This window comes from Actinoplanes sp. NPDC051405 (assembly GCF_055586185.1).
In genome coordinates, this window is the sequence record NZ_JBVJIR010000006.1 from 53,678 (window position 1) to 76,020 (window position 22,343).

The window sequence follows — 22,343 nt, forward strand, 5'->3', positions numbered from 1 at the left end:
TAGCGAACGAACCCCTTGATCGGAATGACATCCATCGATATGTCTAGCCGGCCGGATACCGCAGCTGGTGTACGGCGGCCGGCGTGGAAGCCTGCGGCTGGTGGATGTGCCGGTACGCGGCCGCGGGCAACCATGAAGCATGATCGAGGCAGACCAGCTCACCCAGCGACCGGTGCGGCGCGAGCCGCGGGCCAATCCCTTCGAGCGGGGGGCCGAGCTGGGCAGCATCGCCGAGAAGGTGCTGCGCAAGGGGTACGGCCCGGAGCCCGCGAGCACCTCTCCGACCGGGTCGAGCTGGTCCCGGTCGAGGTGCAGATCCGGACCGCGGCGATGGACTTCCGGGCCGGGCTGGAGCACAAGATCCGCTACAAGTACCGCGGTGACATCCCGGCCGGCCTGGTCGAGGAGCTGCAGGAGGCCGCGACGGTGGCGGGCAACCTCGACAAGAAGATGGAACGGCTCCGCGCCGAGCTCGGGCACGGCTGAGCGGGGGCTACTCCGCGGCCGCGCCGGCTGAGAGCAGGCGTTCGGCCAGCGCGCGGCAGCGTCCCACGAGCTCCGGTGGGTCGAGCACCTCGAAGTCGTGGCCCAGCAGGACCATGTGCATGAGGACGAAGTCCAGGCTGCCGGCACCGCTGAGCACCTCGCAGCGCCGGCTCCCGCGCGGCCGGACGACGGCCGCGGACGCCGGGACCTGAGCGCGGACGGTGTCGGCCGGCGCGTGCACCAGGAACCGGGCCTGGTGCTTGTAGACCCGGCTCGCCACGCCCTCCTGCACGTGCGTCGCCGCGTCGGGGGCCGGGCGCGGGCGGAAGTGCCAGGTGCGGGCGGCCACCTCGGTCATCCGGTCGGCGCGGAAGCTGCGCCAGTCGTCGCGGTCCAGGTCGTAGGCGAACAGGTACCAGCGTCGGTCCGAGGCGACCAGGCGGTACGGCTCGACCCGCCGGCGGCGTACCTCATTGCCCGACGGATAGCCGAAGCCGGCTTCGACCTGGTCGCGGCAGGCCCGGGCCAGCGTCATGAGCACGTCGGGGTCGACCGGGGTACGGCCACCGCCGAAGGACTCCACCGAGCCGGCGAGCGCGCGGACGTCGTGCCGCAGCCGCAGGGGCAGCACCTGGTCGAGCTTGGTCAGCGCCCGCAGTGCGGCCTCCCCGGCCCCCGCGACCTCACCGCCCGCACCGGCGAGCAGGGAGACGGCGGTGGCGATGGCCTCCTCGTCGTCGAGCAGCAGCGGCGGCAGGTGCTGTCCGGGGCCGAGCTGGTAACCGCCGCCGACGCCCTGGCTGGCGTGCACGGGATAGCCCAGCGCGCGCAGCCGCTCGACGTCGCGGCGCACCGTGCGCGGGGTGACTCCGAGGCGGCCGGCGAGTTCGGGGCCGGTCCAGACCTGCCGCTGTTGCAGCAGGCCGAGCAGGGTGAGCACCCGTTCGGTCGTGCCCCGCTCCCCGCCGCCCACCAGATCCATGCCACCACTTTGTCAGAGATAGCGGACCGATACTGTCCGCCATGGGTGGCAGGGTGGGCGGCATGGAACCAGACGAACTCGACTGGAATGCCACACTGCGGGGGCAGTGGGAGCACCACTGGGAGCATCAGCTGCGCGCCCGGCTCGACGGCCTCACCGACGACGAGTATTTCTGGTCGCCGGTCCCGGACGCCTGGAGCGTGCGGCCACGCGGCAGCTCGACGGCGCCCGTGCAGGTCGGCGCCGGAGCTTTCACGATCGACTACGCGTTCCCGGAGCCGGTGCCCGCCGCGTTCACCACGATCGCCTGGCGGCTCGGTCATGTCATCGTCGGCGTGCTGGCCGCCCGCAACGCGGCGCACTTCGGCGCGCCGCCGGCGTCGTACGAGTCCTGGGAGTACGCCGCCGACGCGCGCACCGCACTCGACCAGCTCGAGACCCAGCTCGGCGTCTGGCTGGCCGGTGTCCGCGAGCTCGGCGAGACCGGGCTGCGGACCAGGGTCGGCGCGAAGGAGCCGTACCCGGAGGCGAGCATGGCCGACCTGGTGCTGCACATCCACCGCGAGCTGATCCACCATCTGTCCGAGGTCTGCCTGCTGCGCGACCTCTGTCTGCACACGACAACCACCCAGAATGGAGCTACCCGATGAGCCGCGAGATCCAGGTGACCTTCGACGCCCACGACCCGGCGGCGCTGTCGTCCTTCTGGCGCGACGCCCTCGGCTACGTCCACCCCGGCCCGCCCGGCGTCGAGCTGCCCGAGGGCGCCGACCCGCTGGCGGCGTGGGAGGAGTTCCTCGAGCGCGTCGGCGTGCCCAAGGAGGAGCGCAACACGCGGTCGGCCATCGAGGACCCGGACGGGCGCGGGCCGCGGCTGTTCTTCCAGCAGGTGCCGGAGGACAAGGTGGCCAAGAACCGGGTCCATCTCGACGTCCGGGCAGCCCCGGGGTTGCAGGGCGACGAGCGGATGGCGGCGCTGGAGGCCGAGTGCGACCGGCTCGTCGCGCTCGGCGCCCGCCGGGTGAGCCGCTCCGAGCCCGAACCCCCGATGAGCTTCGGCTTCATCGTGATGGCCGATCCCGAGGGCAACGAGTTCTGCCTCGACTGAGGACAGTTCAGGGCTGTCTCAGGGTGTTTCCGGATACCGGCCACTGTCGACACGCGTCGATGCTGTGGGTCCATCGAAGGGAAGTGCGATGACCCGCAGCATCACCGTACGAGCCGTGGCCGGCACCGCCGCCGTCGCCATGGCCGCCGTGTTCGCGCTCGCTCCCCCGGCCGCCGGCACCGGGCGACCGGCACCGGCGCTCGCCTGGCAGACCTGCCCGGACGACATCAAGGAGCTGCCACTCAAGCCGGACGATCCGGTACGGTGCGCGACCCTGCGCCTGCCGGTCGACTGGGCACGGCCGCACGGGGCGACGTTCGAGCTGTGGGTGGCCCGCCGCCCGGCCCGCGTGGCCGGGCAGCGGGCCGGCACCCTCGTGTTCGGCCCGGGCGGCCCGGGCGACTCCGGGGTGAACCGGATCCGCCAGGGCAACCGGTTCAGCCCCGAGATCCTCGACAAGTTCGACACGGTGAGCTTCGACCCGCGTGGCGTGGCCCGCAGCGGTGCACCGAGCTGCGCTCCCGACCCCGCTGTCCCCAAGCCGCCGATGCTGCCGGCCGGTCAGCGCGACTTCGACGCGTTGATCGCCTACAACCGGGCGCTGTGGGACGCCTGCCGCCCGACCAGCCCGGTGTTCGACCACGCGGACACGCTCAGCACTGTTCGCGACCTGGAGGCATTGCGCCGTGCTCTGGGTGAGCCGAAGCTGACCTTCCACGGCAGCTCGTACGGCACCCTGCTCGGCGCGCAGTACGCCGAGCGGTATCCCGGCCGGGTCCGGGCCGTCGTGCTGGAGAGCGTGTTCGACCACAGCCTCGGCGTACGGGAATTCGTGCGTACCGCGGCGATCGCGGCGCAGGACTCGTTCGACGAGTTCGTCGCGTGGTGCGACACGAGCACCGCGTGCGTGCTGCACGGCAAGGACGTGCGCGGGATCTGGGCCGACGTGCTGGCCCGGGCCGACCGCGGCGAGTACGGGCCGTACACCGCCTTCGACATCGCCGCGATCCCGGTCGGCGCCCTGGCCCGCCCAGACTGGCCCGGCTTCGCCGGGGCGGTGAGCTCGCTGTCCGAAGGCACCCCGGTGCCGGCCGCCATCCCGCCGATCAGCACCGCTGTGTTCTGCAACGACTGGCCGGTGCCGGTACGCGACTACGACGAGTACGCCGAGCTGGTCAGGACGGCCGCGGCCGCGGCCCCCGACGTGCGCTACGGCGCGGGCCTGCTCGCCGTCGGTACGTGCCTCGGCTGGCCGACGCCGGTGCGCAACCCGATCCACGTGCCGCGGGTCCACACCAGGACCCCGCTGCTGCTGCTCAACGCCCGCCACGACCCGCGCACCGGCTACGAATGGGCCACCCACGTCGCCGCGCAGCTGGGCCGGCACGGCCGGCTGGTCACCTACGAGGGCTGGGGCCACGGCGCGTACGGGACGACGCCGTGCACGGAGGCGGTGGTCGACCGGTATCTGATCGACCTCGTGCTGCCGCCCCGGGGCGCCACGTGCGCCGCACCCCCGCGCGTCCCCGGAGCCTAGACACGGCCGGGTGGTCCCGTCCCCGCCGGACAGGACCACCCGGCCGGGTGGTCAGCCCACCGGGACGACGCGGACCTCGGTGCCCGCGCCGGTGCCCTCGATGACGGCGGTGCCGGTCGCGTCCGGGGCCGCATCGACGCGCACGGTCGGGTCGACGCCCGGCTGGCCCCACGGCGACGCCCAGACCAGCGACACCTGACGGGTCTCCCCCGCCGCCAGCGGCGCCAGCAGGCAGGCCGGGACCTCCGGTCCGGCCAGCACCGACACGCAGTCGGTCCAGGCCTGCGTCTCCTCGCTCGGGGTGAAGAAACGCACCACCGGGTACGGCACCGGCTCGGCACTGATGTTGGTCACCGTGACCCCCACGGTGCCACGCCACACGCCGTCGGCCTCCTGGGCGAGCCGCAGCTCGGTGGCCGCGATGTCGAAGGTGCCGGTGAGCGGCGCGAACGACACCCGCCAGCTGGTCCTGGCCGCGGTACGCGGAACCGCCGCACCACCGACCTCACGGGCCACCTCGACCTTGGTCTGCACCGTGGCGCCCGGGCCGCGGTCACGGGTCAGCCAGCCGAGCTCGAAGTCGCGGGTCTCGCCCGGCGCCAACGGGTACGCCCAGCAGCGGAACGTCCCTCCGCCCAGCTGGGCCTGCGGGCACCCGTTCAGGGCGCCGTGGTCGATGTTCAGCAGACTCGAGTAGGGCAGGGTCAGCAGCGGCGCCGGAATGGTGTCGCCACTGCGGTTGGTGATGGTCACCGTGTTGGTGCCGGTGCGTGTGCCGGAGAGGTCCGGCTGGCCGTAGACCACGTCGGTGGCGGTGATCGCCAGCGGCCCGGTGCGGGCGGCCGGTGCGGCGACGGCTGCGCTCACCCCGGTCAGCGCGGTGGTCGCGCCGAGCAGGGCCGCCACGAGCGTGCGGCGGATGGTGCGGTTCATCTGAACTTCCTCTCGTCCCCCGTGGGACCGCCGGAAGCAGTCCACAAAGGAGGGAGTGTAGGGAGGTGCCGCAAGCCTCGTACTGTTCGTGCGTGGCTCGCCGCCGGACCGCCGCCTACGGTGCTGATCATGACCGCGTTCACCCCGATCGTGCTGGTGCACGGGATGTGGCACGGCAGCTGGTGCTGGAGCCTGCTGACCGGGCCGCTGGCCGCGTATGGCGTACCCTCCGTTGCTTTCGACCTGGACGGGCACGGCCTGGCCGGGCGCTCGCCGTCGGCCCGCTGGTCCCGGCCGTTCGATCCGGCCGCCTTCGCCACCGAGTCCGCGCCCTCGGCCGCCGTGACCGCCTCCTCGGCCGGCGCCACGCTCGCCGCGCAGATCCGGCGGGCCGGCGGCGGCCGGCCGTGCGTGGGTCGGCGCGCTGCGCCTCGACCCCGGCGACCGGTCCCGGCACGCCTCCGTGCGGGAGACCTTCTACCACGACGTCGACGAGCACCTCGCCGACGCGGCTATCGGGCTGCTCGGCCCGGACGGCATCGCGGGTGAGACGCTCAGCATCACCCCGCAACGGTACGGATCAGTGCCGCACACCTACGTCGTCTGCACCGGGGACCGGGCCGTGCCCCCCGCGCTGCAACGCCGCTTCGTCACGGAGATCGACGCCGTGTCGGCCCACCCGACCCGGGTCGTCGAGCTGGCGACGTCGCACTCGCCGTTCCTGTCCGTTCCGGAAGCGCTCGCCGAAGTGCTCGCCACGACTTACCGGGCCCACCGGCCGGCGCCGGTCACGGCTTGAGCCCCGGACCGGGGTCGCTCGGCGCGGCCTACCGGCGCCACCGGCCGGCGCCGGTCATCGCCTGACCTCGGCGCTCGGCTCACTCAGCGAAGCGAGGAGCTGGGCCAGCCGCTCCTCGGTCCCCGTGCCCGGTACCGGGTGCAGCAGCATCCGTTGCCGGGACAACGGGCTCAACGTCACCGAGCAGTCGAGGTCGAAGCGACCGACCTCCCCGTGCACGACCCGTTTCGTGGCGCAGTGCAGCACGGACACCTCATGCTCGTCCCACAGGTCCGCGAACTCGCGGCTGACCGCGCGCAGCTCGGCGACCAGCGCGGCGGCCCGGGGTCGGTGACCGAGCGCAGGTCGGCCACGTACGCCCGGCCGGTCTGCTCGTGCTGGCTCTCCGGCTCCAGGGTGCGGCGCCACTCGGCGGAGGTGAACCACAGCCAGATCAGGTTGGCCTGACGTCCGGGCCGGCCGGCGAACCGGCCGAACAGCGCGATGTTCAGCGGATTCCGGGCCACGACCGTGCCCAGCTCGTCGGAGATGAACCCGGGCGCGGTGGCGGCGGCCGCCTGCAGCACGGCGAGCAGGGAGGGATCGACGTAGCCGGCCGGCTCGGGTGCCGCCGGCGGCCCCTGCCCTGCTCCAGGCGCTCGTAGTAGACAGTGGACATGGTGGCCAGGGCCGCGATCTCGTCCCGGCGCAGTCCCGGCGTCCGCCGCCGTCCGCTCGCGGGCAGCCCGACCGCCGCCGGCGGGATGGACTCCCGCCGCCGGCGCAGGAAGTCACCGAGGTCGTGCCGCCAGGTGCGCTGGGTCGTGATGGACACCCGGGGGAACCTGTCAGCGGGACGCCCCGGCCATCAGCTCCAGCGTGTCGATGACGCGGTTGGCGAAACCCCACTCGTTGTCGTACCAGGCCACCACCTTGACGTGCCGGCCGTCCACCCGGGTCAGCGCGGCGTCGAAGACCGCCGAGGCCGGGTTGCCGGTGATGTCGCTGGAGACCAGCGGGTCGTCGGTGTACTCCAGGACGCCGTGCAGCGCGCCGCCGGCCGCGGCCCGGTACGCCGCCAGCACCTCGTTGCGGCTCACCGCCCGCTCGACCGTGGTGTTGAGCTCCACCAGCGAGCCCACCGGCACCGGCACCCGGATCGAGTCGCCGGTGAGCCTGCCGTCCAGGCGGGGCAGGACCTTGCCGATCGCCTTGGCGGCACCGGTCGTCGTGGGGGCGATGTTCACCGCCGCCGCCCGGGCCCGGCGCAGATCACGGTGCGGCCCGTCCTGCAGGTTCTGCTCCTGCGTGTACGCGTGCACGGTCGTCATGAAGCCGTGCTCGATGACGGCCAGGTCGTCCAGCACCGACGCCAGCGGGGCCAGCGCGTTCGTGGTGCAGGACGCGTTGGAGACGATGAGATGCCGCTCGGGGTCGTACGCATCGGTGTTGACGCCGAAGGCGAGAGTGACGTCGGCACCGTCGGAGGGCGCACTCACCAGCACCCGGCGCGCGCCGGCCTCGAGGTGGGCCCGGGCCGCCTTGGCCGCGGTGAAGCGGCCGGTGGACTCCAGCACGATGTCGACGTCGAGATCGGCCCAGGGCAGGGCGGCCGGGTCCCGTTCGGCGTACAACCGGATGCGGTGGCCGTCGACGGTGAGATCGGTGCCGTCGAGCTCGACCGGGCGGCCGAGGCGTCCCAGCGCGCTGTCGTACTTGAGCAGATGGGCGAGGGTCTCCGGGGCGGCGAGGTCGTTGATCGCCACCACCTCGAGCTTGCTGTCGCGCTGCAGCAGGGCCCGCAGGGTGTTGCGTCCGATGCGTCCGAAGCCATTGACGGCGATGCGAGTCATGGCTTCATCGTCGGCGACCCACCGGCGCGGCGACAGTGGCCGGGGAGCCACCATGCGCAAGGATCTCGCCATCAAGATCAGGAAGAGAACGTGTTGCGGTACTCCGTCGGGGAGGTGCCGAGGATGCGCTGAAAATGCAGGCGCAGGTTGGCCGCGGTGCCGAGACCGACCCGGGCGGCGATCTGCTCCACGCCGAGCCCGGTCACCTCGAGCAGCTCGCGGGCGAGGTCGACGCGGGCCCGCAGCACCCACTGCATCGGTGTGTATCCGGTGTCCTCCACGAACCGCCGGGAGAAGGTGCGTGCCGACACCCGGGCGTTGCGGGCCAGCGCTTCCAGGGTGAGCGGCTCGTCCAGCCGGGCCAGCGCCCACTCGCGGGTGCCGGCGAACACGTCGCCCAGCGGTTCGGGGACGCTGCGGGGCACGTACTGGGCCTGGCCGCCGCTGCGGTACGGCGCCGCGACCAGCCGCCGGGCCACGATGTTGGACAGTCCGACGCCGTGGTCGCGGCGTACCAGGTGCAGGCACAGGTCGATGCCGGACGCCGCGCCGGCCGAGGTCAGCACGTCACCCTCGTCCACGAACAGCACGTTCTCGTCGACCCGTACCTGGGGGTGCTTCTCCGCGAGGGCCCGCGTGTAGTGCCAGTGGGTGGTGGCCCGCTTGCCGTCCAGCAGGCCGGTCGCCGCGAGCGCGAACGCGCCCGTGGAGATCGCCGCGAGCCGGGTGCCGCGCCGGTGGGCGGCCTGCAGCGCCGCGACGACCGCGGCCGGCGGTTCGGTGGTGGCGGGCTGCCGGTAGCCCGGGATGAAGATGGTGTCCGCGTGCGCGAAGGCGTCGATCCCCTCGGCCACGTGGTACGACAGCCCGTCCCCGCCGGCCACCGGTCCGGGCGCGGCCCCGCACACGAACACCTGGTACGGCATCGTCGGCCGGTTGGCGAACACCTGCGCGGGGATGCCGACGTCCAGCGGCTTGGCGCCCTCCAGCACGAGCACCACGACCCGATGATTCATGAAGCCACGATGGCACCGGCCGCAAGGATCCCGCCACCTGCCGCGCGTGCTCACCTCACGGCGTGGCGGCGGCCAGCAGGGCTCGTACGCCGGCGAGGTAGCCGGCCGTGTCGGTGCCCTTCACCAGGAGACGTTGCAGCACGAAACCCTGCACCAGGCTGAGCAGGGCGGCGCCCACCTGCTGCGGCACCGCGTCGGCGGCCAGGTGACCCGCGGCCTGCCAGCGGCGGGCGACCTCGGCGAAATGACCCCGCAGCCGCTCGTACACCGTGTTCGCGCGGGCGGCCAGCTCGGGGTTGCGCAGCGCCTCGGCCCAGACCTGCACCCCGATCCGGGTGATGTCCGCGCCGATGGCCGGGTTGTCGGCTATCCGGCCGCTGATCGCTTCCAGGATCGCGGTCAGGGCGCGGTCGGGTGACGGCGTGGCGCCGTCGGCGAGCAGGTCGCCGAACACCTCGTCGGCGGCCGACAGCGCCTGCTCCGCCACGGCCCCGATGAGTTCTTCCTTGCTCCGGAAGTACCGGTAGACCGCGCCGGCCGACAACCCGGACGCACCGATGATGTCGGCCATCGACGTGTTGTGGAAGCCGTTGGTGGCGAAGAGCCGGGCCGCCGCGACCAGGATCTCGGCGCGGCGGTTGGTGCGGTACTGCTCGGAGACGCGAGGCATGAGCCGACAGTAAAGCGAACGTTCGTTCTTGACAAGCGGGCGCCCGGCGCGCACCATAAAAAGCGAACATCCGTTCTCTTAAGGAGTAGACATGGCCACGCGGGCCTCCTCAGCAGCAGACACCTCGGCACCGTCACCGTGGGCGCGGGTGGCCGGGGCGGTCGCCCTGCTGACCCTCATCATCAGCGTGCTGCTGACCGCCTTCGCCTGGCCGTCGGTGCGGTCCTCGGTGCACGACGTGCCCATCGCCGTGGTCGGGCCCAGCGCCGCCGCCGGCCAGGTCAGCGCCGCCCTCGACCAACGTCTCCCGGACGCCTTCGAGATCACCCGGGTCGACACCACGGCCGCAGCCGTTCGGCTGATCCGCGACCGCGAGGTCTACGGCGCCATCGACGTCAGCACCGGCACCCCGCAGGTGATCACCGCCTCCGCCGCCAGCACCCCGGTCGCCCAGACCTTGCAGGGCGTCGCCACCGCGCTCGCCCAGGCGCGGGCCCAGGGACAGACCCCCGCGGTGGCCGTCCGCGACATCGTCGCGCTGCCCGCCGACGACCCGCGCGGTGCCGGACTGACAGCCGGCGCCCTGCCGCTGGTCATCGGCGGCCTGCTCGCCGCGGCACTGCTCACCAGCCTGGTACGCGGCACCGGCCGCCGGGTCGCCGGCGCGCTCGCCTTCGCGATCACCGGTGGCCTCGCCATGGCGGCGATCCTGCAGTTCTGGCTCGGCTCCCTCGACGGTGCCTACCTGGCCAACGCGGGCGCCGTCGGCCTGACCATCGCGGCCACCGCCTTGACCGTCCTCGGCCTGGAGTCGCTGCTCGGCGCGGCCGGACTGGGCCTCGGCGCTGCCACCATGATGCTCGTCGGCAACCCGCTCTCCGGCACCGCCACCGCCCCGGAGATGCTGCCCGGCTGGTCCGGCGCCCTCGGCCAGTTGCTCCCGCCCGGTGCCGGCAGCCAGCTGCTGCGCTCGACCGCCTTCTTCGACGGCCACAGCGCCACCCGGCCTGTCGTCGTGCTGGCGGCGTGGGTCACGCTCGGCGTCGCGTTGTGCCTGATCAGCGGGCTGCGTGCCCGCCGTACCACCGGCCCGGCGACCAGCGACGCGGCGGCACAGCCGCAGATGCCCGCGACAGTGTGAGACACCGGACCGGGTCGGCCGCTGCCGACCCGGTCGCTCGATGGCCTCCCGGTGCACATGCAGCCCGGCGCCGAGCCCGAGGATCTGCTCGCGGCTCAGCGGCACGTCGACCTGGACGGTGGCGTACACCTCGCGCGACACCGACATGACGAGCTGCCGGGTCCGGCCGACCGAGCGCACGACGGACTCGTGGCCGGCCCCGGTGAGCTTCTCGCCGGTCAGCTCGCCGCGGTACTCCTCGGTCTCCAGATAGATACCGATCTTGCCGGTCGGGTCCCGCGGGTCGTACATCGGATGCTGCGAGGGGGTCGACGCCGGGGCCGGGGTGCTGGACCGCGACGGGCGCGATGGTCAGGCCACCCTCGTCGTCGTTCTGGATGAAGAAGCCGTCGGGCGCCTTGTCGACGGTGAAGTTCCGGGGCTGCGGATCGGCCGCCGGCACTGACGACCTTTCGCCGGCCGGTCGCGGCCGGCGGTGACGACCCTTCGCCGGCCGGTCGCGGCCGGCACCGAGGACACTGAGCGCCGGTCGGTCGCGGCCGGCGCTCAGATCCCCCGGGCCGGCTCGGCCGCGGCCGCGACGACGCGGGCGCTGGTGCGGGGCCCGGCGGCGACCGCGGCGTCCCAGCCCGGGGTGATGAGGTCGAAGATCTCGTCGACCGCGGCCGCCGGATCCGCCGCCTCACGAGCGAGCGGATGCACGCCGAGCACGAAGCGGGCGAACGCGCGGCAGAGCGTCGACGGCTCCGGCCGGCCGAGGTCGGCGGCGAGCGCGGTGGCCAGCGCGGCCTCGTGGCGCAACCACATCGTCGTCGCGTACTCCCGCAGGGCGGGTGAGCTGTCGACGAGCTGCCAGAAGGCCACCGAGCCGGGCGTGGCCGACTCCCGGACGGCCTCGTGCAGATGCCGGCGCAACGCATCGGGAACCGACCGGCCCGGCTCTCGCTCGGTCACCGCCCGGATGAGCCGCTGCTCCCGCTTGGGGTCCTCGTCGAAGACCAGCGCCTCCTTGGACGGGAAGTGGGCGAACAGCGTCGTGATCGCCACATCGGCCGCCGCCGCGATCTCGCGGATCCCCACCGCGTCGTAACCGCGCTCCAGGAACATGCGCAGCGCCGTGTCGGCGATGGCCTTGCGGGTGGCGGCCTTCTTGCGTTCACGTCGTCCGGGCGGCTCGGTCACGACCGCAGCCTAGCAGCAAAACACTAACCGTTGCAAAACACTAACCGTTAGCGTTACGGTTCCGGGCATGACGATCACAGCACCCGCGCCCCGGTCCCTGCGGGAGGCCCGGGTGGCCCTCGCCGGACTGTCCGCGGTGTTCCTGTTCGAGATGCTGGACAACTCGATCCTGAACGTCGCGCTGCCCACCATCGGCCGCGAGCTGCACGCCTCGACGGTCGCGCTGCAGTGGGTGACGGGCGCGTACGCAGTGGTGTTCGGCGGGCTGATGCTGCTGTTCGGCGCGACAGCCGACCGGTTCGGTCGCCGGCGGATCATGCTCATCGGGCTGCTGCTGCTCGGCGCGGCCAGCCTGGCCACCGCGTTCGTCACCACCGCGGAGCAGCTGATCGTCGTGCGCGTGCTGATGGGCGTCGCGGCCGCGATGACGACACCGGGCTCCATGGCGCTGGCCTTCCGGCTGTTCGAGCAGGACAGCCTGCGGGTGCGGGCGATGACCCTCATCTCGACCGTGGGCCTGATCGGGCTGGCGATCGGCCCGACGGCCGGCGGCCTGGTGCTGGCGATCGCCCCGTGGCAGGTGCTGCTGCTGGTCAACGTGCCGATCGCCGCGCTCGCCGGCGTCGGCGTGCGCACCGGCATCGCCGCGGACGAGGCGGCCGATCTCCATCGGGACCCGATGGACGTCCTCGGGGCGGTGCTCGGCACCGCGACGATCGTGCTCGCGCTGGTCGCACCGACGCTCTTCGTCGACGAGGGCAGCGGCTCGTGGGCGCCGTGGACGGCCACCGCGGCGGCCGTCGCGGGCGGGATCTTCTTCGTGCTGCGCGAGCGTGCGGCGCGGCACCCGCTGCTCGACCTGCGACTCGTGGCCCATCCCCTGGTCGCCGGCGGCCTGGCTTACAAAGCGGCAGCCGGGCTGGCAACCGCCGGCCTCGGTTATCTGGTGACGCTGCAACTGCAGCTGGACTGGGGGTGGTCGCCCGCGCTGGCCGCCGCCGGAATGCTGCCCCAGGTCGTCGTGCTGGTCGTTGGTGGCGCGCTGGTCGATCCGTTCGTGCGGTGGGCCGGCCTGGAGCGGGCCGCGTGGCTCAGCGCCACGGCGGTGGTGGCCGGGCTCGGCGTCTACGGCCTGCTGGGCACCTTCGGGTACGCGTGGATCGCGGTCGCCCTGGTGCTGGTGGCGGCGGGAATGCGCGTGGTCGGCGTGGTCGCCGGCGTCAACGTGTTGCGTGGCCTGCCGAAGGACCGGACCACGATCGGCGCGGCCCTGGTCGACACCGCTTCCGAGGTCACCTCCGGGGCCGGTGTCGCGGTCACCGGCACCATCCTCGCGGCGATGTTCACCGGCACCATCGCCGTCTCGGCCTGGACCGGCCGGCAGACTGCCCAGTTCGAGCAGGCCGCCACCATCTCCGGCCTCACGCTGACGGCGGTGGCGGCGGTGCTGGTCGGATGGGCGATCCTGCGCACCCGCCGCTACGCCCGGGACAGTGAGGCGGGCGCCAGCCTGATCATCTCAACCTGACCGTCCACCCGGAGCGGGCCGGCGGCGTACGGCACCAGCAGCGTGTCCCCCCGCCGCAGCGACAGATCGTCCTTCTCGCCGGTCAGCCGGCCCTCGCCGCGCACCACGACCAGCACGCTGAAGCCCTGTTCCAGGCGGTCACCGCCGCGCAAACGCCGAGCGGAGAAGAACTCATCCGCGGCCTCGGGCAGCAGCCGCGGCCCGCCCCGCAGCGTGTCGAGGCGTTCCGGCGTCCACGCACCGCGGTCGACGCACTGCAACGCCTGCTCGTAGCCGAGTCCCAGGTGCCCGTCAGCGAGCCCGAAGCCCTCGTACTCCAGCAGCACCGAGAAGTCGGTCGGTTCCTGGATCTCGACCAGCAGGATGCCGTCGCCGATCGCGTGCGGCAGCCCGGCCGGACACAGAACGGCGTCCCCGGCCGCCACCGGGATCCGGTTGGTGGCCGCCAGCATCGGCCCGGTCCGCTGCGCGGTCACCCAGCCGGCCAGCTCCTCGGCCGCCACGTCGCGGGCGAAGCCGAGATGGACATGGGCGTCCGGGCGGGCCGAGACGATCACCCAGGCTTCGGTCTTCCCGTACGGCGAAGCGAGATGCGCGGTCGCGAAGCGGCGGTCCGGGTGCACGTGCAACGGCAGCCGCTGTCCCGCATCGAGCAGTTTCACCAGGATCCCGGTGTCGGCCCGGTCCGGTCCGAGCCAGTGGCGCCGGTCGGCCTCGATCGCCTCGGCGAGCACCCGGCCGTCGGGCAGGGTGGACAGGCCGGACGGGGCCAGCCCGAAGCGCGTGGTCACCGAGGCGACCCAGTCCTCGGGCCGATCCGGCAGCGCCGGCCCGTTGCGGAACTCCGCGATCCGCCCGGCGCCGCGGTAGAAGGTCTCGGGCTGGTTGGCCGGCAGGGCCTGGACGGTCATCGGGACTCCCTCCGGGCGACCGCGGTGAGGAAGCCACCGACGAACGTGTCGCCGAGCCCGACGGTGGTGGGGTTCCCGACGTCCAGCGCGAAGCCGGGAACACAGTGGACCACGTCGCCCATCCGCTCGCTCAGCTCGGCGGCGAAGGCCACCGACTCGGGCCGCCGCGGTTGCCGGCGCAGGCGGTCGACGTCCTCGTCGGTGAAGTCGTCGCCGTGGCAGTAGCGGGTAGCCGCCATGAGTGTGCCGGTGTCGAGGGCGTCGGCGTAGGCCGCGGCACGGGAGCCCAGGACCAGGGCCCAGTACTTGGTGTGCAGCACCAGCGCCGGCACCGGAATGAGCGCCTGCACCGCGGTCAGGGCATCCGCCACCGCCGGCGCCGAGAGGAGATCGACCGGGTGTCCGAGGTACGCCTGCAGCTCGTCCTCGTTCAGCCCGTACACGTCGATCCGGTCGAGCAACGCGTCGCGGACCCGGCGGCTGAACGCCGGCTCGTGGTACGCCGCGTCCTCGAAGTAGGTCACCGCCGCCGGCGGCAGCTGCCGCATGTGCGCGCGCAGCTCGGCGAGCCGGCGATCGAGCTCGGCCGCGGAACGCATGGCGTTGAACCCCGAGATCAGGAACACCTCCGCCTTACCCAGCCGGTCACCCAGATCGGCGGTGAGCAGCATGGCGCCGTTGGCCGGATCGTTGACGTAGATCAGCCGGTTCGGGAACGGCGCGGTGATGTCCAGGTCGCCGGTGCGGATCCGCAGGCCCCGGTCGTACTGGACGATCAGGTGCGGGTAGAAGGTGTCCTCGGCGCCGCTGGAGATGTACTCGCTGTCCGGGGGCAGCAGCCGCCGTACGGTGTCGTTGACGCTGACCAGGTGCAGCGTCGACGGCACGCCCAGCCGGCTCATCAGGATCCCGGCCCGCACCGAGGTCCCGCCCAGCGCCGGCCGGTACGGGAACCGGGCGGCGAAGCTCTCGAGCGCCGGGGCGGAGGCGACGTAGTGCTCGCCGCCCCCGCCCCGGGCCACGTAACCGAGGATCGACACCACGAGGTCCCGAACGCTACTCACCACGGCGGGCGGCGTCAGGTCCGCGGCGGTGATGCCGTGCTCGGCGACGAGCTGCTTCAGGACACCGGCGGTCAGCTTCAGCTCGTAGTCGACGCAGCCGCCGAGACCCAGGACCACACAGGAGGCGTCGGCCATCTCAGTAGAGCGAGCCCTTGCCGGCGGCGCCGAACAGCTCGATCTTCTGGGCGGCGACGACCTTCATGGCGTCGATGCACGCGGGCTGGATGGCGTTGGGCTCGCGCACCTTCGGGTCGTTGCCCAGCACCTCGCGCATCTTGTTGTGGTAGGCGACCTTGATGTCGGTGGAGATATTGATCTTGTTGATGCCGGTCCGGGCGGCCTCGGCGATCTCGTCGTCGGGGTTGTTGGAGCCGCCGTGCAGCACCAGCGGGATCCGCACCCGGCCCTTGATCTCCTTGAGCAGGTCCAGCTTCAGCTCCGGCTTCAGGTGCGCCGGGAAGAAGCCGTGGTACGTGCCGATGGCGATGGCGAGGCTGTCCACGCCGGTCTGCTCGACGAAGGTGACCGCGTCGTCGGGGTCGGTGTAGATGATGGTGGCGGCGCCCGCCTCGGCGTAGCTGTCGTTCGCGCCGATCGTGCCGAGCTCGCCCTCCACCGACAGGCCCAGGGCGTGGGCCGAGTCGGCGACCTTGCGGGAGAGCGCGACGTTCTCGTCGAACGGCAGCAGCGAGCCGTCGATCATCACGGAGGTGAAGCCGTACTGAGCCGCCTGGAGGATCTGCTCGTAGGTGCCGCCGTGGTCCCAGTGGATGGCGATCGGCACGCTCGCGCGGTGCGCGCGCTGGATGATGCCGGTGATCATCTCGCGGCCGATGTGCCGGACCTCGTCCGGGTGGATCGCCACGATCAGCGGCGCGTCGGTCTCCTCGCTGATCTCCACGATTCCCTGGAACATCGCCCAGTCGCTGATGTTGAAGGCGGGCACGGCGAAGCTGTGCTCATTGGCGACGTCGAGGATCGCCTTGCCGGTCGTCAGCATGTTCGGTGTTTCTCCTTTTGCGTAGCTGAGGGTGGTGTGTCAGGCCTTGACGGCGCCGGCGGTCAGGCCGCCGATGAAGCGCCGCTGGAAGAGCAGGAAGAGGACCAGGACGGGGACGGACCCGAGGATGCTCATCGCCATCATCTGGTTCCACTCGTACGAGTGCTGGCCCATGAGCAGCTGGATGCCGATGGGCACCGTGCGCATGTCGTCGGTGCGGGTCAGCGTGAGCGCGAACAGGTACTCGTTCCACGAGATCATGAAGGTGTAGACCCCGACCGCGATGAGACCGGGCACCGAGACCGGCACGAGGATCCGCCACAGTGCGGTCCAGCTCGTGCCACCGTCGACCTTGACGGACTCGTCCAGCTCCCGCGGCAGCGTGTTCAGGTACGCGGTGATCATGATGATCGCGTACGGCAGGGTGAACACCATGTGGGTGAGGATCAGGCCGGGATAGGTGTTGTAGAGCCCGAGCGCGACGACCAGCCCGAAGTACGGGATGACGAGCGTGATCGGCGGCACCGCCTGGACGCTGACGATCACCGCGTTGATGGTCTTCTGCAGCGGGAACGTGAAGCGGCTGAACGCGTACCCGGCGAGCAGCGCGACGAGCAGGGTCAGGGCGGTCACGGCCAGGGCGACGATGTAGCTGTTGAGGAAGAACCGCAGCTGGGCACCGTTGCCCAGGATCTCGCGGTAGGCGTCGAAGGAGAAGCTCTCGGTGATGAGCTTCGGCGGGTTCTGGAAGACGTCCCCGTTGCTTTTGAACGAGGTGGAGAGCATCCACAGGACCGGCAGGCCGGCGAAGAGCGCGCCGATCACGAGCCCGGTGATGACACCGGCCTTCGCGAGGGTGCGCCGGGTCTTGACGGTGGCCATCTGCCTCACCGCTCCCTTTGCGAGCGTACGTAGAAGAAGGCCAGCACCATCGTGATGAGCAGGACGACCACAGCGGCGGCCGACGCGGTCGCGAACTCGTACTCGCTGAAGGCCTGCTTGTAGGTGTAGGTGCTGAGCATCTCGGTGCTGTTCAGCGGCCCGCCGCCGGTCATCATCCAGATCAGCGCGAACTGCTGGGAGGTCCAGATCAGGTCCAGCACGGCCATGCTGATGATCACCGGCCGCAGCTGGGGCAGCGTCACGTGCACGAAACGCTGGAGCCAGTTGGTGCCGTCCACGGCGGCCGCCTCGTACAGGTCGGCGGAGATGCCCTGGAGCCCGGCCAGCAGGCTGATCATGAAGAACGGGTAGCCGGACCAGATGTTGGCGAAGGTCACCGCCCACAGCGCCGTGGTCGGGCTGCCGAGCCAGTCCACGCCCTCCTGCACGAAGCCCAGCGTCTGGAGCACGTAGTTGACCACGCCGGACGGGTCGAGCAGCAGCCGCCAGATGACGGCGATCACCGCGATCGTGAACAGCCAGGGCAGGATGTAGACGATCCGGAAGACCGCCTTGGTGACCCCGCTCAGCAGGTTGGTGTTGAGCATCATCGCGAACGCGAGACCCAGGACCAGGTGGGCCGCGGTGCTGACCGAGATGAAGATCGCGGTGTTCTTCATCGCGACCAGGAAGTCCGGGTCGGTGAGCACCTTGGTGTAGTTGACCAGCCCGGCGAACACCGAGTTGTCCTGCACGATCACGTTGTCCCGGAACGAGTAGCCGATCACCATGACGATGGGGACCACCATCAGGACCACGATCAGCAGCACCGTGGGGGACAGATAGCCGTACGGGACCAGTCGCCGGGCCAAGGAAGAGCGGGGCCGGCCCGGGGCGGCCGGTTCGGCCGGCGCCGCGGTTTCCGGTGCGGTCAATGTCATGGCTGTCTCCTTGATCGGATGCCGCGCCGGACCGGCGCGGCATCCGGGCGAGCTACTCGATCACCGACGACCAGGACTCCTGCGACTTGGCGAGGGCGTCGTCGACACTCGCCTTGCCGGTGAGCACGAGCTGCAACTGCTCGTCGAAGCTGCGCATCAGGTCCTCGGACTTGGGCAGGCCGACGAACTCGTTGGCCGGGTAGCCCTGCTGGTAGATGTCGAAGGCGGTCTTGAACAGCGGGTCACCGGTGCTGAAGTCGGGCTTGGCGTTCTTGTTGCCGGGGAAGCCGTTCGCGATGGTGCTCAGCTTCGCGTTGGTCTCCTGGCTCATCAGGTACGAGACCAGCTTGAACGCCTCGGCCTTGTGCTTGGTGGAGTTCGAGATACCGATCCCCCAGGACGCGTACGGGATGCCGCGCTTGCCGGTGTAGCCGTCCTCGGCCGGCAGGGCCGCCACCTCGAACTTCAGGTCCGGCTTGTTCTTCTTGATCAGGTTGATGTGCGCGAGCGAGTCGATCATCATGCCGACCTGGCCGTTGGTGAACTTCTCGACCTTGTCCTGTTCCTTCATGGTGAGCGAGCCGGGGGCGATGACACCGGCGTCGTTCAGGCTCTTCACGTACTCGACCGTGCTCTTGACCTGCGGGCTGGTCAGGGCCGGCTTGCCGTCGGCCAGCATGCTGCCGCCGGAGGCCCAGAGCCAGGACATGACGTCGTTCTGGATGCCGTTGGGGACGGCGGTGTCGAGCGGGAGCGCCCAGCCCTTGACGTTGCCGCCGGTGGCGCTGATCTTCTTGGCCGCGTCCAGGAACTCGGTGCGGGTGGTGGGCACCTTGCTGACGCCGGCCTTGGTGAGCAGGTCCTTGTTGACGAACAGCGGGTAGACGAAGTTGACCACCGGGATCATGTACGTCTTGCCCTTGATCTGCACCTGGCTGGCCAGCTGGGAGGCGTCGTAGCTCGCGTCGGTCATCAGCTCGGACATGTCGGTGATGGCGCCCTGCTTGGCGAAGTCGTTGACCCAGGCGCCGTCCAGGCCGACCACGTCGGGCAGCGTCTTGGACGCCGCGCCGGTGACCAGCTGCTGCTTGGTCGAGGCGTACGGCGCGCTGAGCAGCTTGACCTTGATCGTCGGGTTCTGCGCCGTGAAGTCGGAGATGATCTTGTCGAAGTCCCCGGCCGGCAACTCGGCTCCCCACCACTGGGCGAACTCCAGCGTCACGGTGCCTCCCGAGCCGGCGTCCTCCGAATCGCCTGAACCGCACGCCGCCATGAAGGCGACCAGCGAGGCGGCGGTGGCCGCCGCTATCACTCGCTTGAGCCGGGATGCACCAAGAGCCATGGCGAACTCCTTCTATCGAGATCTTTCTGTTCTCTGCTGTGTTGGCGCCACGTTAGCAGCGTGTTACAGACAAGGACAAGACAAGAACAGCAGAAAACTGCGGAGTACGGCATACTGTTGCGTCATGCGGCAGAACTGCAGGCTGGACGAGGCGGCGTTGAGCTGGAGCCGGGCAGCGAAGAGCACCCTTCCGAGGGACGGTGCCCCTTCTTGCGGCTCTTCGCCGCTCTACGCAGCGATGTGCGTGGTGTTCGCACGGTTGTGGCATACTGCCGCACTGATGAAGGGGAAGCAGTGAGCGTCGACAAGGACGAGCGGCAGCGGCATCTGCCCGCCGGACGCAAGGCCCAGCTGGCCGCGTACGTCGCCGACACCGGTCAGGTCACGGTCGGCGAGCTGGCCGAGCGGTTCGGCGTCTCCATCGACACCGTGCGGCGTGACCTCGATCAGCTGAGTGCCGACGGGGTGCTCGTGCGCACGTACGGCGGCGCGGTCAGCCTGTCCACGATCTCGCGTACCGACCGCGCCGTCGACCAGCGGCTCGCCCTGATGGAGCAGGAGAAGGAGAAGATCGCGGCGCTGGCCGCGGCCCTGGTCCAGGACGGCTCGACCATCATGATCAACGGCGGGACGACCACCCTCGCGGTCGCCCGCAACCTGGGCCAGCACCGCGACCTCACGGTGGCGACGAACAATCTGCTGCTGCCCGGCGCGCTGCCGCCGACCGCGGTCCGCGACATCTACGTCTTCGGCGGTGCGGTGCGCACCCTCACCCTTGCGACCATCGGGCCGGTCAGCTTCCGGGCCAACGGCGGCGCCGAGCTCGACATCAGCTGCGACCTGGCGCTGATCGGCGTCGGCGCGGTCTCCGCGGAGGCCGGCTACACGACCAGCAACCTGGCCGAGGCGGCGATGATGCAGGAGATGGTCTCCCGCGCGGCCCGGGTGGCGATCCTGGCCGACTCCTCCAAGTTCAGCCGCCGGCTGTTCGCGCAGGTCTCCGAGCTGGGCGCGGCCGACTACCTGATCACCGACACCGCCCCGCCGGCCGATCTGCGAGAGGCCCTCGCCGCGAACGGGGTGGAGCTGATCACCCCGGCGGCCCGGAGCGCCGCCTAGGGCCCGGCTTCAGGCCCAGGGCAGCCGCGATCGCTCTTCCCAATAGCGGGCGCCGGGCACCGCCAGGCCCTGCCACCGGGCGGGGTCGACAGTGAGTGTCTGCGCGCGGAGGTTCGACGCCAGCTGGTCGCCGGTCACCGCACCGGAGAGCACGACTGTCGCCCACGGCTGGTGCAGCGCCGCCGCCAGCGCCACCGCGTCGGCCGGGGCGCCGCCGGAGGCAAGGCTCCCGGCTCCGGCGAGGCGGCCGTTGGCCAGTGCTTCCTTGACGATCACCAGGCATCCCGCGTCGTGCGCCTCGGCGAGCGCCGGGCCCGCGCTGGGCTCCAGCGGATTCCACGTCGCCTGCACGCTGCGGAACAGCGGGCGTCCGCCGACCCGGATGCCGAGCGCGGCGCGGATCGCCTCGGCCTGCGCGGGACCACTGGTCGACAGGCCGATCACGGTGCCCTGGGCGGCGAGATCGGCGAGCCGGCGGTGCAGGACCTCGTCGTGCAACGCCGGGCTGTCCGGGGTGACCGAGTGGATCTGGTACAGGTCGAGGCGGTCGCCCAGCAGCGCCCGGGACTCCCCCAGCTGTCGGTCGAACGTGGCGACGCTGTGGTCCTTGAGCTCGTGCGCCTCGGCGTCGACCCGCCACCCGGCGACGTAGGTGTAACCCCACTTGCTGCCGACCACGACGTCGTCCGCGTCCGGCCGGGCCCGCAGCCACTGGGCCAGGAACTCCTCGGCCCGGCCGTACGAGCGGGCGACGTCGACGTACCGGACACCGGCCGCGTACGCCTGATCGAGCAGCTCGTGGGCCCGGGCCCGCATCGCCTCGACGGTCCGCCCGGCCGGCAGATCCGCCTCGCGGCCGAGATTGATGTAGCCCGGGCGGCCGACGGCGGCCAGTCCGAGACCGACCCGGGACGCCCGGGCCAGCCGGTCGATGACTGTCATCAGCTCAGAATGCCTTCTCGGGGGATCCGCGTCGCAGGCGAGGCCCGACGTCGTCAACCCTGAGTTGACGACGCGCCTACGTCAACCTATGGTTGACGGCATGACGACTCCTGAACCCATCGCCGCCTCGGTCCGGCTCGACGACCTGATCGAGGCCATCAAGAAGACCCACTCCACCGCTCTCGACCAGCTCTCCGACGCGGTGCTGGCCGCCGATCACCTCGGTGACGTCGCGGACCATCTGATCGGCCACTTCGTCGACCAGGCGCGCCGCTCCGGCGCCTCCTGGACCGAGATCGGCCGCAGCATGGGGGTCAGCAAGCAGGCCGCCCAGAAGCGGTTCGTCGCCAAGGGCGAAGCGCCGGACCTCGACGCCAGCCAGGGGTTCAGCCGCTACACCGACCGCGCGCGGAAGGTCGTCGTGACGGCGCAGGAGGAGGCCCGCGCCAAGAGCAACAGTCAGATCAGCGTGGCTCATCTGGTGCTCGGCCTGGCGGCGGATCCGAGCGCGCTCGGCGCCCGGGCGATCGTCGCGCAGGGCGTGTCCCTGGACAGCGTCCGGCAGACCGCCACCGCGACGCTGCCGGCGGCGGCCGACTCCGTGCCCGCGCTCATCCCGTTCGACGCGCATGCCAAGAAGGCGCTGGAGCTGACCTTCCGGGAGGCCCTGCGGATGAACCACAACTACGTCGGCACCGAGCACATCCTGCTCGCGCTGCTGGAGCTCGAGGACGGCACGGGGGTCCTCGCCGGACTCGGCATCGACAAGGGCACCGCCGAGGCGTCCATCACCGCCGCCCTGGCCGCACCCCCTTCATGATCTTGACTTTGTCACCGGCGGGGGGGGGGGGGGGGGGGGGGGGGGGGGGGAGGGGGGGGAGGGGGGGGGGGGGGGGGGGGGGGGGGGGGGGGGGGGGGGGGGGGGGGT

General features: G+C 71.6%; 22 protein-coding genes and 2 pseudogenes. 9 read left to right on the forward strand and 15 right to left on the reverse strand.

The window, feature by feature from the left end; translation table 11 throughout:
- The first annotated feature begins 132 nt into the window (after nucleotides 1-132).
- Complete coding sequence (locus tag ACZ6S4_RS14940) at nucleotides 133-486, forward strand: hypothetical protein (protein ID WP_465475464.1); 354 nt, start codon at nucleotides 133-135, stop codon at nucleotides 484-486.
- Nucleotides 487-493: 7 nt separating this feature from the next.
- Here ACZ6S4_RS14940 and ACZ6S4_RS14945 read toward each other — a convergent pair whose 3' ends face one another.
- Entirely contained in the window at nucleotides 494-1,468 is a 975-nt protein-coding gene (locus tag ACZ6S4_RS14945) for a helix-turn-helix transcriptional regulator (RefSeq protein WP_465475465.1), read from the reverse strand.
- 62 nt (nucleotides 1,469-1,530) lie between these two features.
- Between ACZ6S4_RS14945 and ACZ6S4_RS14950 the strand changes: the two genes are divergently transcribed.
- From ACZ6S4_RS14950 to ACZ6S4_RS14960, 3 genes are all read left to right on the forward strand, one after another.
- The gene (locus ACZ6S4_RS14950) at nucleotides 1,531-2,118 is read left to right on the forward strand and encodes a DinB family protein (RefSeq protein ID WP_465475466.1); all 588 of its coding nucleotides are present in this window, start codon (nucleotides 1,531-1,533) and stop codon (nucleotides 2,116-2,118) included.
- Complete coding sequence (locus ACZ6S4_RS14955) at nucleotides 2,115-2,576, forward strand: VOC family protein (protein ID WP_465475467.1); 462 nt, start codon at nucleotides 2,115-2,117, stop codon at nucleotides 2,574-2,576. Before ACZ6S4_RS14950 ends, ACZ6S4_RS14955 begins: the two co-directional genes overlap by 4 nt.
- Nucleotides 2,577-2,664: 88 nt before the next feature.
- Complete coding sequence (locus ACZ6S4_RS14960; protein ID WP_465475468.1) at nucleotides 2,665-4,113, forward strand: alpha/beta hydrolase; 1,449 nt, start codon at nucleotides 2,665-2,667, stop codon at nucleotides 4,111-4,113.
- A 51-nt stretch (nucleotides 4,114-4,164) separates the two neighbouring features.
- On the opposite strand, the gene ACZ6S4_RS14965 is transcribed toward ACZ6S4_RS14960, so the two are convergent.
- On the reverse strand, nucleotides 4,165-5,046 hold the full coding sequence (locus tag ACZ6S4_RS14965) for a hypothetical protein (protein ID WP_465475469.1): 882 nt from the start codon (nucleotides 5,044-5,046) through the stop codon (nucleotides 4,165-4,167).
- Nucleotides 5,047-5,211: 165 nt separating this feature from the next.
- Between ACZ6S4_RS14965 and ACZ6S4_RS14970 the strand changes: the two are divergent.
- Nucleotides 5,212-5,845 (forward strand): annotated as a pseudogene (locus ACZ6S4_RS14970) (alpha/beta hydrolase).
- Between the two features lie 54 nt (nucleotides 5,846-5,899).
- On the opposite strand, the pseudogene ACZ6S4_RS14975 reads toward ACZ6S4_RS14970, so the two are convergent.
- The 5 genes and pseudogenes from ACZ6S4_RS14975 to ACZ6S4_RS14995 form a co-directional block, all read right to left on the reverse strand.
- A pseudogene (locus ACZ6S4_RS14975) lies at nucleotides 5,900-6,411 on the reverse strand (MmyB family transcriptional regulator).
- On the reverse strand, nucleotides 6,333-6,659 hold the full coding sequence (locus ACZ6S4_RS14980; RefSeq protein ID WP_465475758.1) for a hypothetical protein: 327 nt from the start codon (nucleotides 6,657-6,659) through the stop codon (nucleotides 6,333-6,335). Before ACZ6S4_RS14980 ends, ACZ6S4_RS14975 begins: the two are co-directional and overlap by 79 nt.
- 13 nt (nucleotides 6,660-6,672) lie before the next feature.
- A complete protein-coding gene (gene gap, locus ACZ6S4_RS14985; protein WP_465475470.1) occupies nucleotides 6,673-7,677 on the reverse strand; it encodes a type I glyceraldehyde-3-phosphate dehydrogenase in 1,005 nt (334 codons plus the stop codon).
- Between the two features lie 77 nt (nucleotides 7,678-7,754).
- Nucleotides 7,755-8,693, reverse strand: coding sequence for a GlxA family transcriptional regulator (locus tag ACZ6S4_RS14990; RefSeq protein ID WP_433729357.1), 939 nt, complete (start codon nucleotides 8,691-8,693; stop codon nucleotides 7,755-7,757).
- Nucleotides 8,694-8,748: 55 nt separating this feature from the next.
- Complete coding sequence (locus tag ACZ6S4_RS14995) at nucleotides 8,749-9,363, reverse strand: TetR/AcrR family transcriptional regulator (RefSeq protein WP_465475471.1); 615 nt, start codon at nucleotides 9,361-9,363, stop codon at nucleotides 8,749-8,751.
- Nucleotides 9,364-9,454: 91 nt separating this feature from the next.
- Here ACZ6S4_RS14995 and ACZ6S4_RS15000 point away from each other — a divergent pair, with 91 nt between their 5' ends.
- A complete protein-coding gene (locus ACZ6S4_RS15000; protein ID WP_465475472.1) occupies nucleotides 9,455-10,504 on the forward strand; it encodes a hypothetical protein in 1,050 nt (349 codons plus the stop codon).
- A 546-nt stretch (nucleotides 10,505-11,050) separates the two neighbouring features.
- On the opposite strand, the gene ACZ6S4_RS15005 is transcribed toward ACZ6S4_RS15000, so the two are convergent.
- Nucleotides 11,051-11,686: a TetR/AcrR family transcriptional regulator gene (locus ACZ6S4_RS15005; protein ID WP_465475473.1), complete on the reverse strand. Its 636-nt coding sequence runs from the start codon at nucleotides 11,684-11,686 to the stop codon at nucleotides 11,051-11,053.
- Between the two features lie 67 nt (nucleotides 11,687-11,753).
- Here ACZ6S4_RS15005 and ACZ6S4_RS15010 point away from each other — a divergent pair, with 67 nt between their 5' ends.
- On the forward strand, nucleotides 11,754-13,214 hold the full coding sequence (locus tag ACZ6S4_RS15010) for an MFS transporter (RefSeq protein WP_465475474.1): 1,461 nt from the start codon (nucleotides 11,754-11,756) through the stop codon (nucleotides 13,212-13,214).
- On the opposite strand, the gene ACZ6S4_RS15015 is transcribed toward ACZ6S4_RS15010, so the two are convergent.
- From ACZ6S4_RS15015 to ACZ6S4_RS15040, 6 genes are read right to left on the reverse strand one after another with little or no spacing between them, the layout of a single operon-like run.
- Nucleotides 13,166-14,125 (reverse strand): class I mannose-6-phosphate isomerase, encoded by a 960-nt coding sequence (locus ACZ6S4_RS15015; protein ID WP_465475475.1) that lies wholly within the window; start codon nucleotides 14,123-14,125, stop codon nucleotides 13,166-13,168. The two genes, ACZ6S4_RS15010 and ACZ6S4_RS15015, sit on opposite strands and share 49 nt — an antisense overlap.
- Nucleotides 14,122-15,324, reverse strand: a complete 1,203-nt coding sequence (locus tag ACZ6S4_RS15020; protein ID WP_465475476.1) for an ADP-dependent glucokinase/phosphofructokinase — start codon at nucleotides 15,322-15,324, stop codon at nucleotides 14,122-14,124. The genes ACZ6S4_RS15015 and ACZ6S4_RS15020 overlap by 4 nt, the downstream gene beginning before the upstream one ends.
- 1 nt (nucleotide 15,325) lies before the next feature.
- Complete coding sequence (locus tag ACZ6S4_RS15025; protein ID WP_465475477.1) at nucleotides 15,326-16,189, reverse strand: ketose-bisphosphate aldolase; 864 nt, start codon at nucleotides 16,187-16,189, stop codon at nucleotides 15,326-15,328.
- A gap of 39 nt (nucleotides 16,190-16,228) precedes the next feature.
- Complete coding sequence (locus tag ACZ6S4_RS15030) at nucleotides 16,229-17,071, reverse strand: carbohydrate ABC transporter permease (protein WP_465475478.1); 843 nt, start codon at nucleotides 17,069-17,071, stop codon at nucleotides 16,229-16,231.
- Between the two features lie 5 nt (nucleotides 17,072-17,076).
- Nucleotides 17,077-18,012 (reverse strand): carbohydrate ABC transporter permease, encoded by a 936-nt coding sequence (locus ACZ6S4_RS15035; RefSeq protein ID WP_360821525.1) that lies wholly within the window; start codon nucleotides 18,010-18,012, stop codon nucleotides 17,077-17,079.
- A gap of 52 nt (nucleotides 18,013-18,064) precedes the next feature.
- The gene (locus ACZ6S4_RS15040) at nucleotides 18,065-19,354 is read right to left on the reverse strand and encodes an ABC transporter substrate-binding protein (protein WP_465475479.1); all 1,290 of its coding nucleotides are present in this window, start codon (nucleotides 19,352-19,354) and stop codon (nucleotides 18,065-18,067) included.
- A 294-nt stretch (nucleotides 19,355-19,648) separates the two neighbouring features.
- Between ACZ6S4_RS15040 and ACZ6S4_RS15045 the strand changes: the two genes are divergently transcribed.
- A complete protein-coding gene (locus tag ACZ6S4_RS15045; protein ID WP_465475480.1) occupies nucleotides 19,649-20,473 on the forward strand; it encodes a DeoR/GlpR family DNA-binding transcription regulator in 825 nt (274 codons plus the stop codon).
- Between the two features lie 9 nt (nucleotides 20,474-20,482).
- Here the strand turns inward: ACZ6S4_RS15045 and ACZ6S4_RS15050 are convergent, their stop codons facing one another.
- Nucleotides 20,483-21,415: an aldo/keto reductase gene (locus ACZ6S4_RS15050; RefSeq protein ID WP_465475481.1), complete on the reverse strand. Its 933-nt coding sequence runs from the start codon at nucleotides 21,413-21,415 to the stop codon at nucleotides 20,483-20,485.
- Between the two features lie 100 nt (nucleotides 21,416-21,515).
- On the opposite strand from ACZ6S4_RS15050, the gene ACZ6S4_RS15055 reads away from it, so the two are divergent.
- The gene (locus ACZ6S4_RS15055; RefSeq protein ID WP_465475482.1) at nucleotides 21,516-22,235 is read left to right on the forward strand and encodes a Clp protease N-terminal domain-containing protein; all 720 of its coding nucleotides are present in this window, start codon (nucleotides 21,516-21,518) and stop codon (nucleotides 22,233-22,235) included.
- Nucleotides 22,236-22,343: the final 108 nt, after the last annotated feature.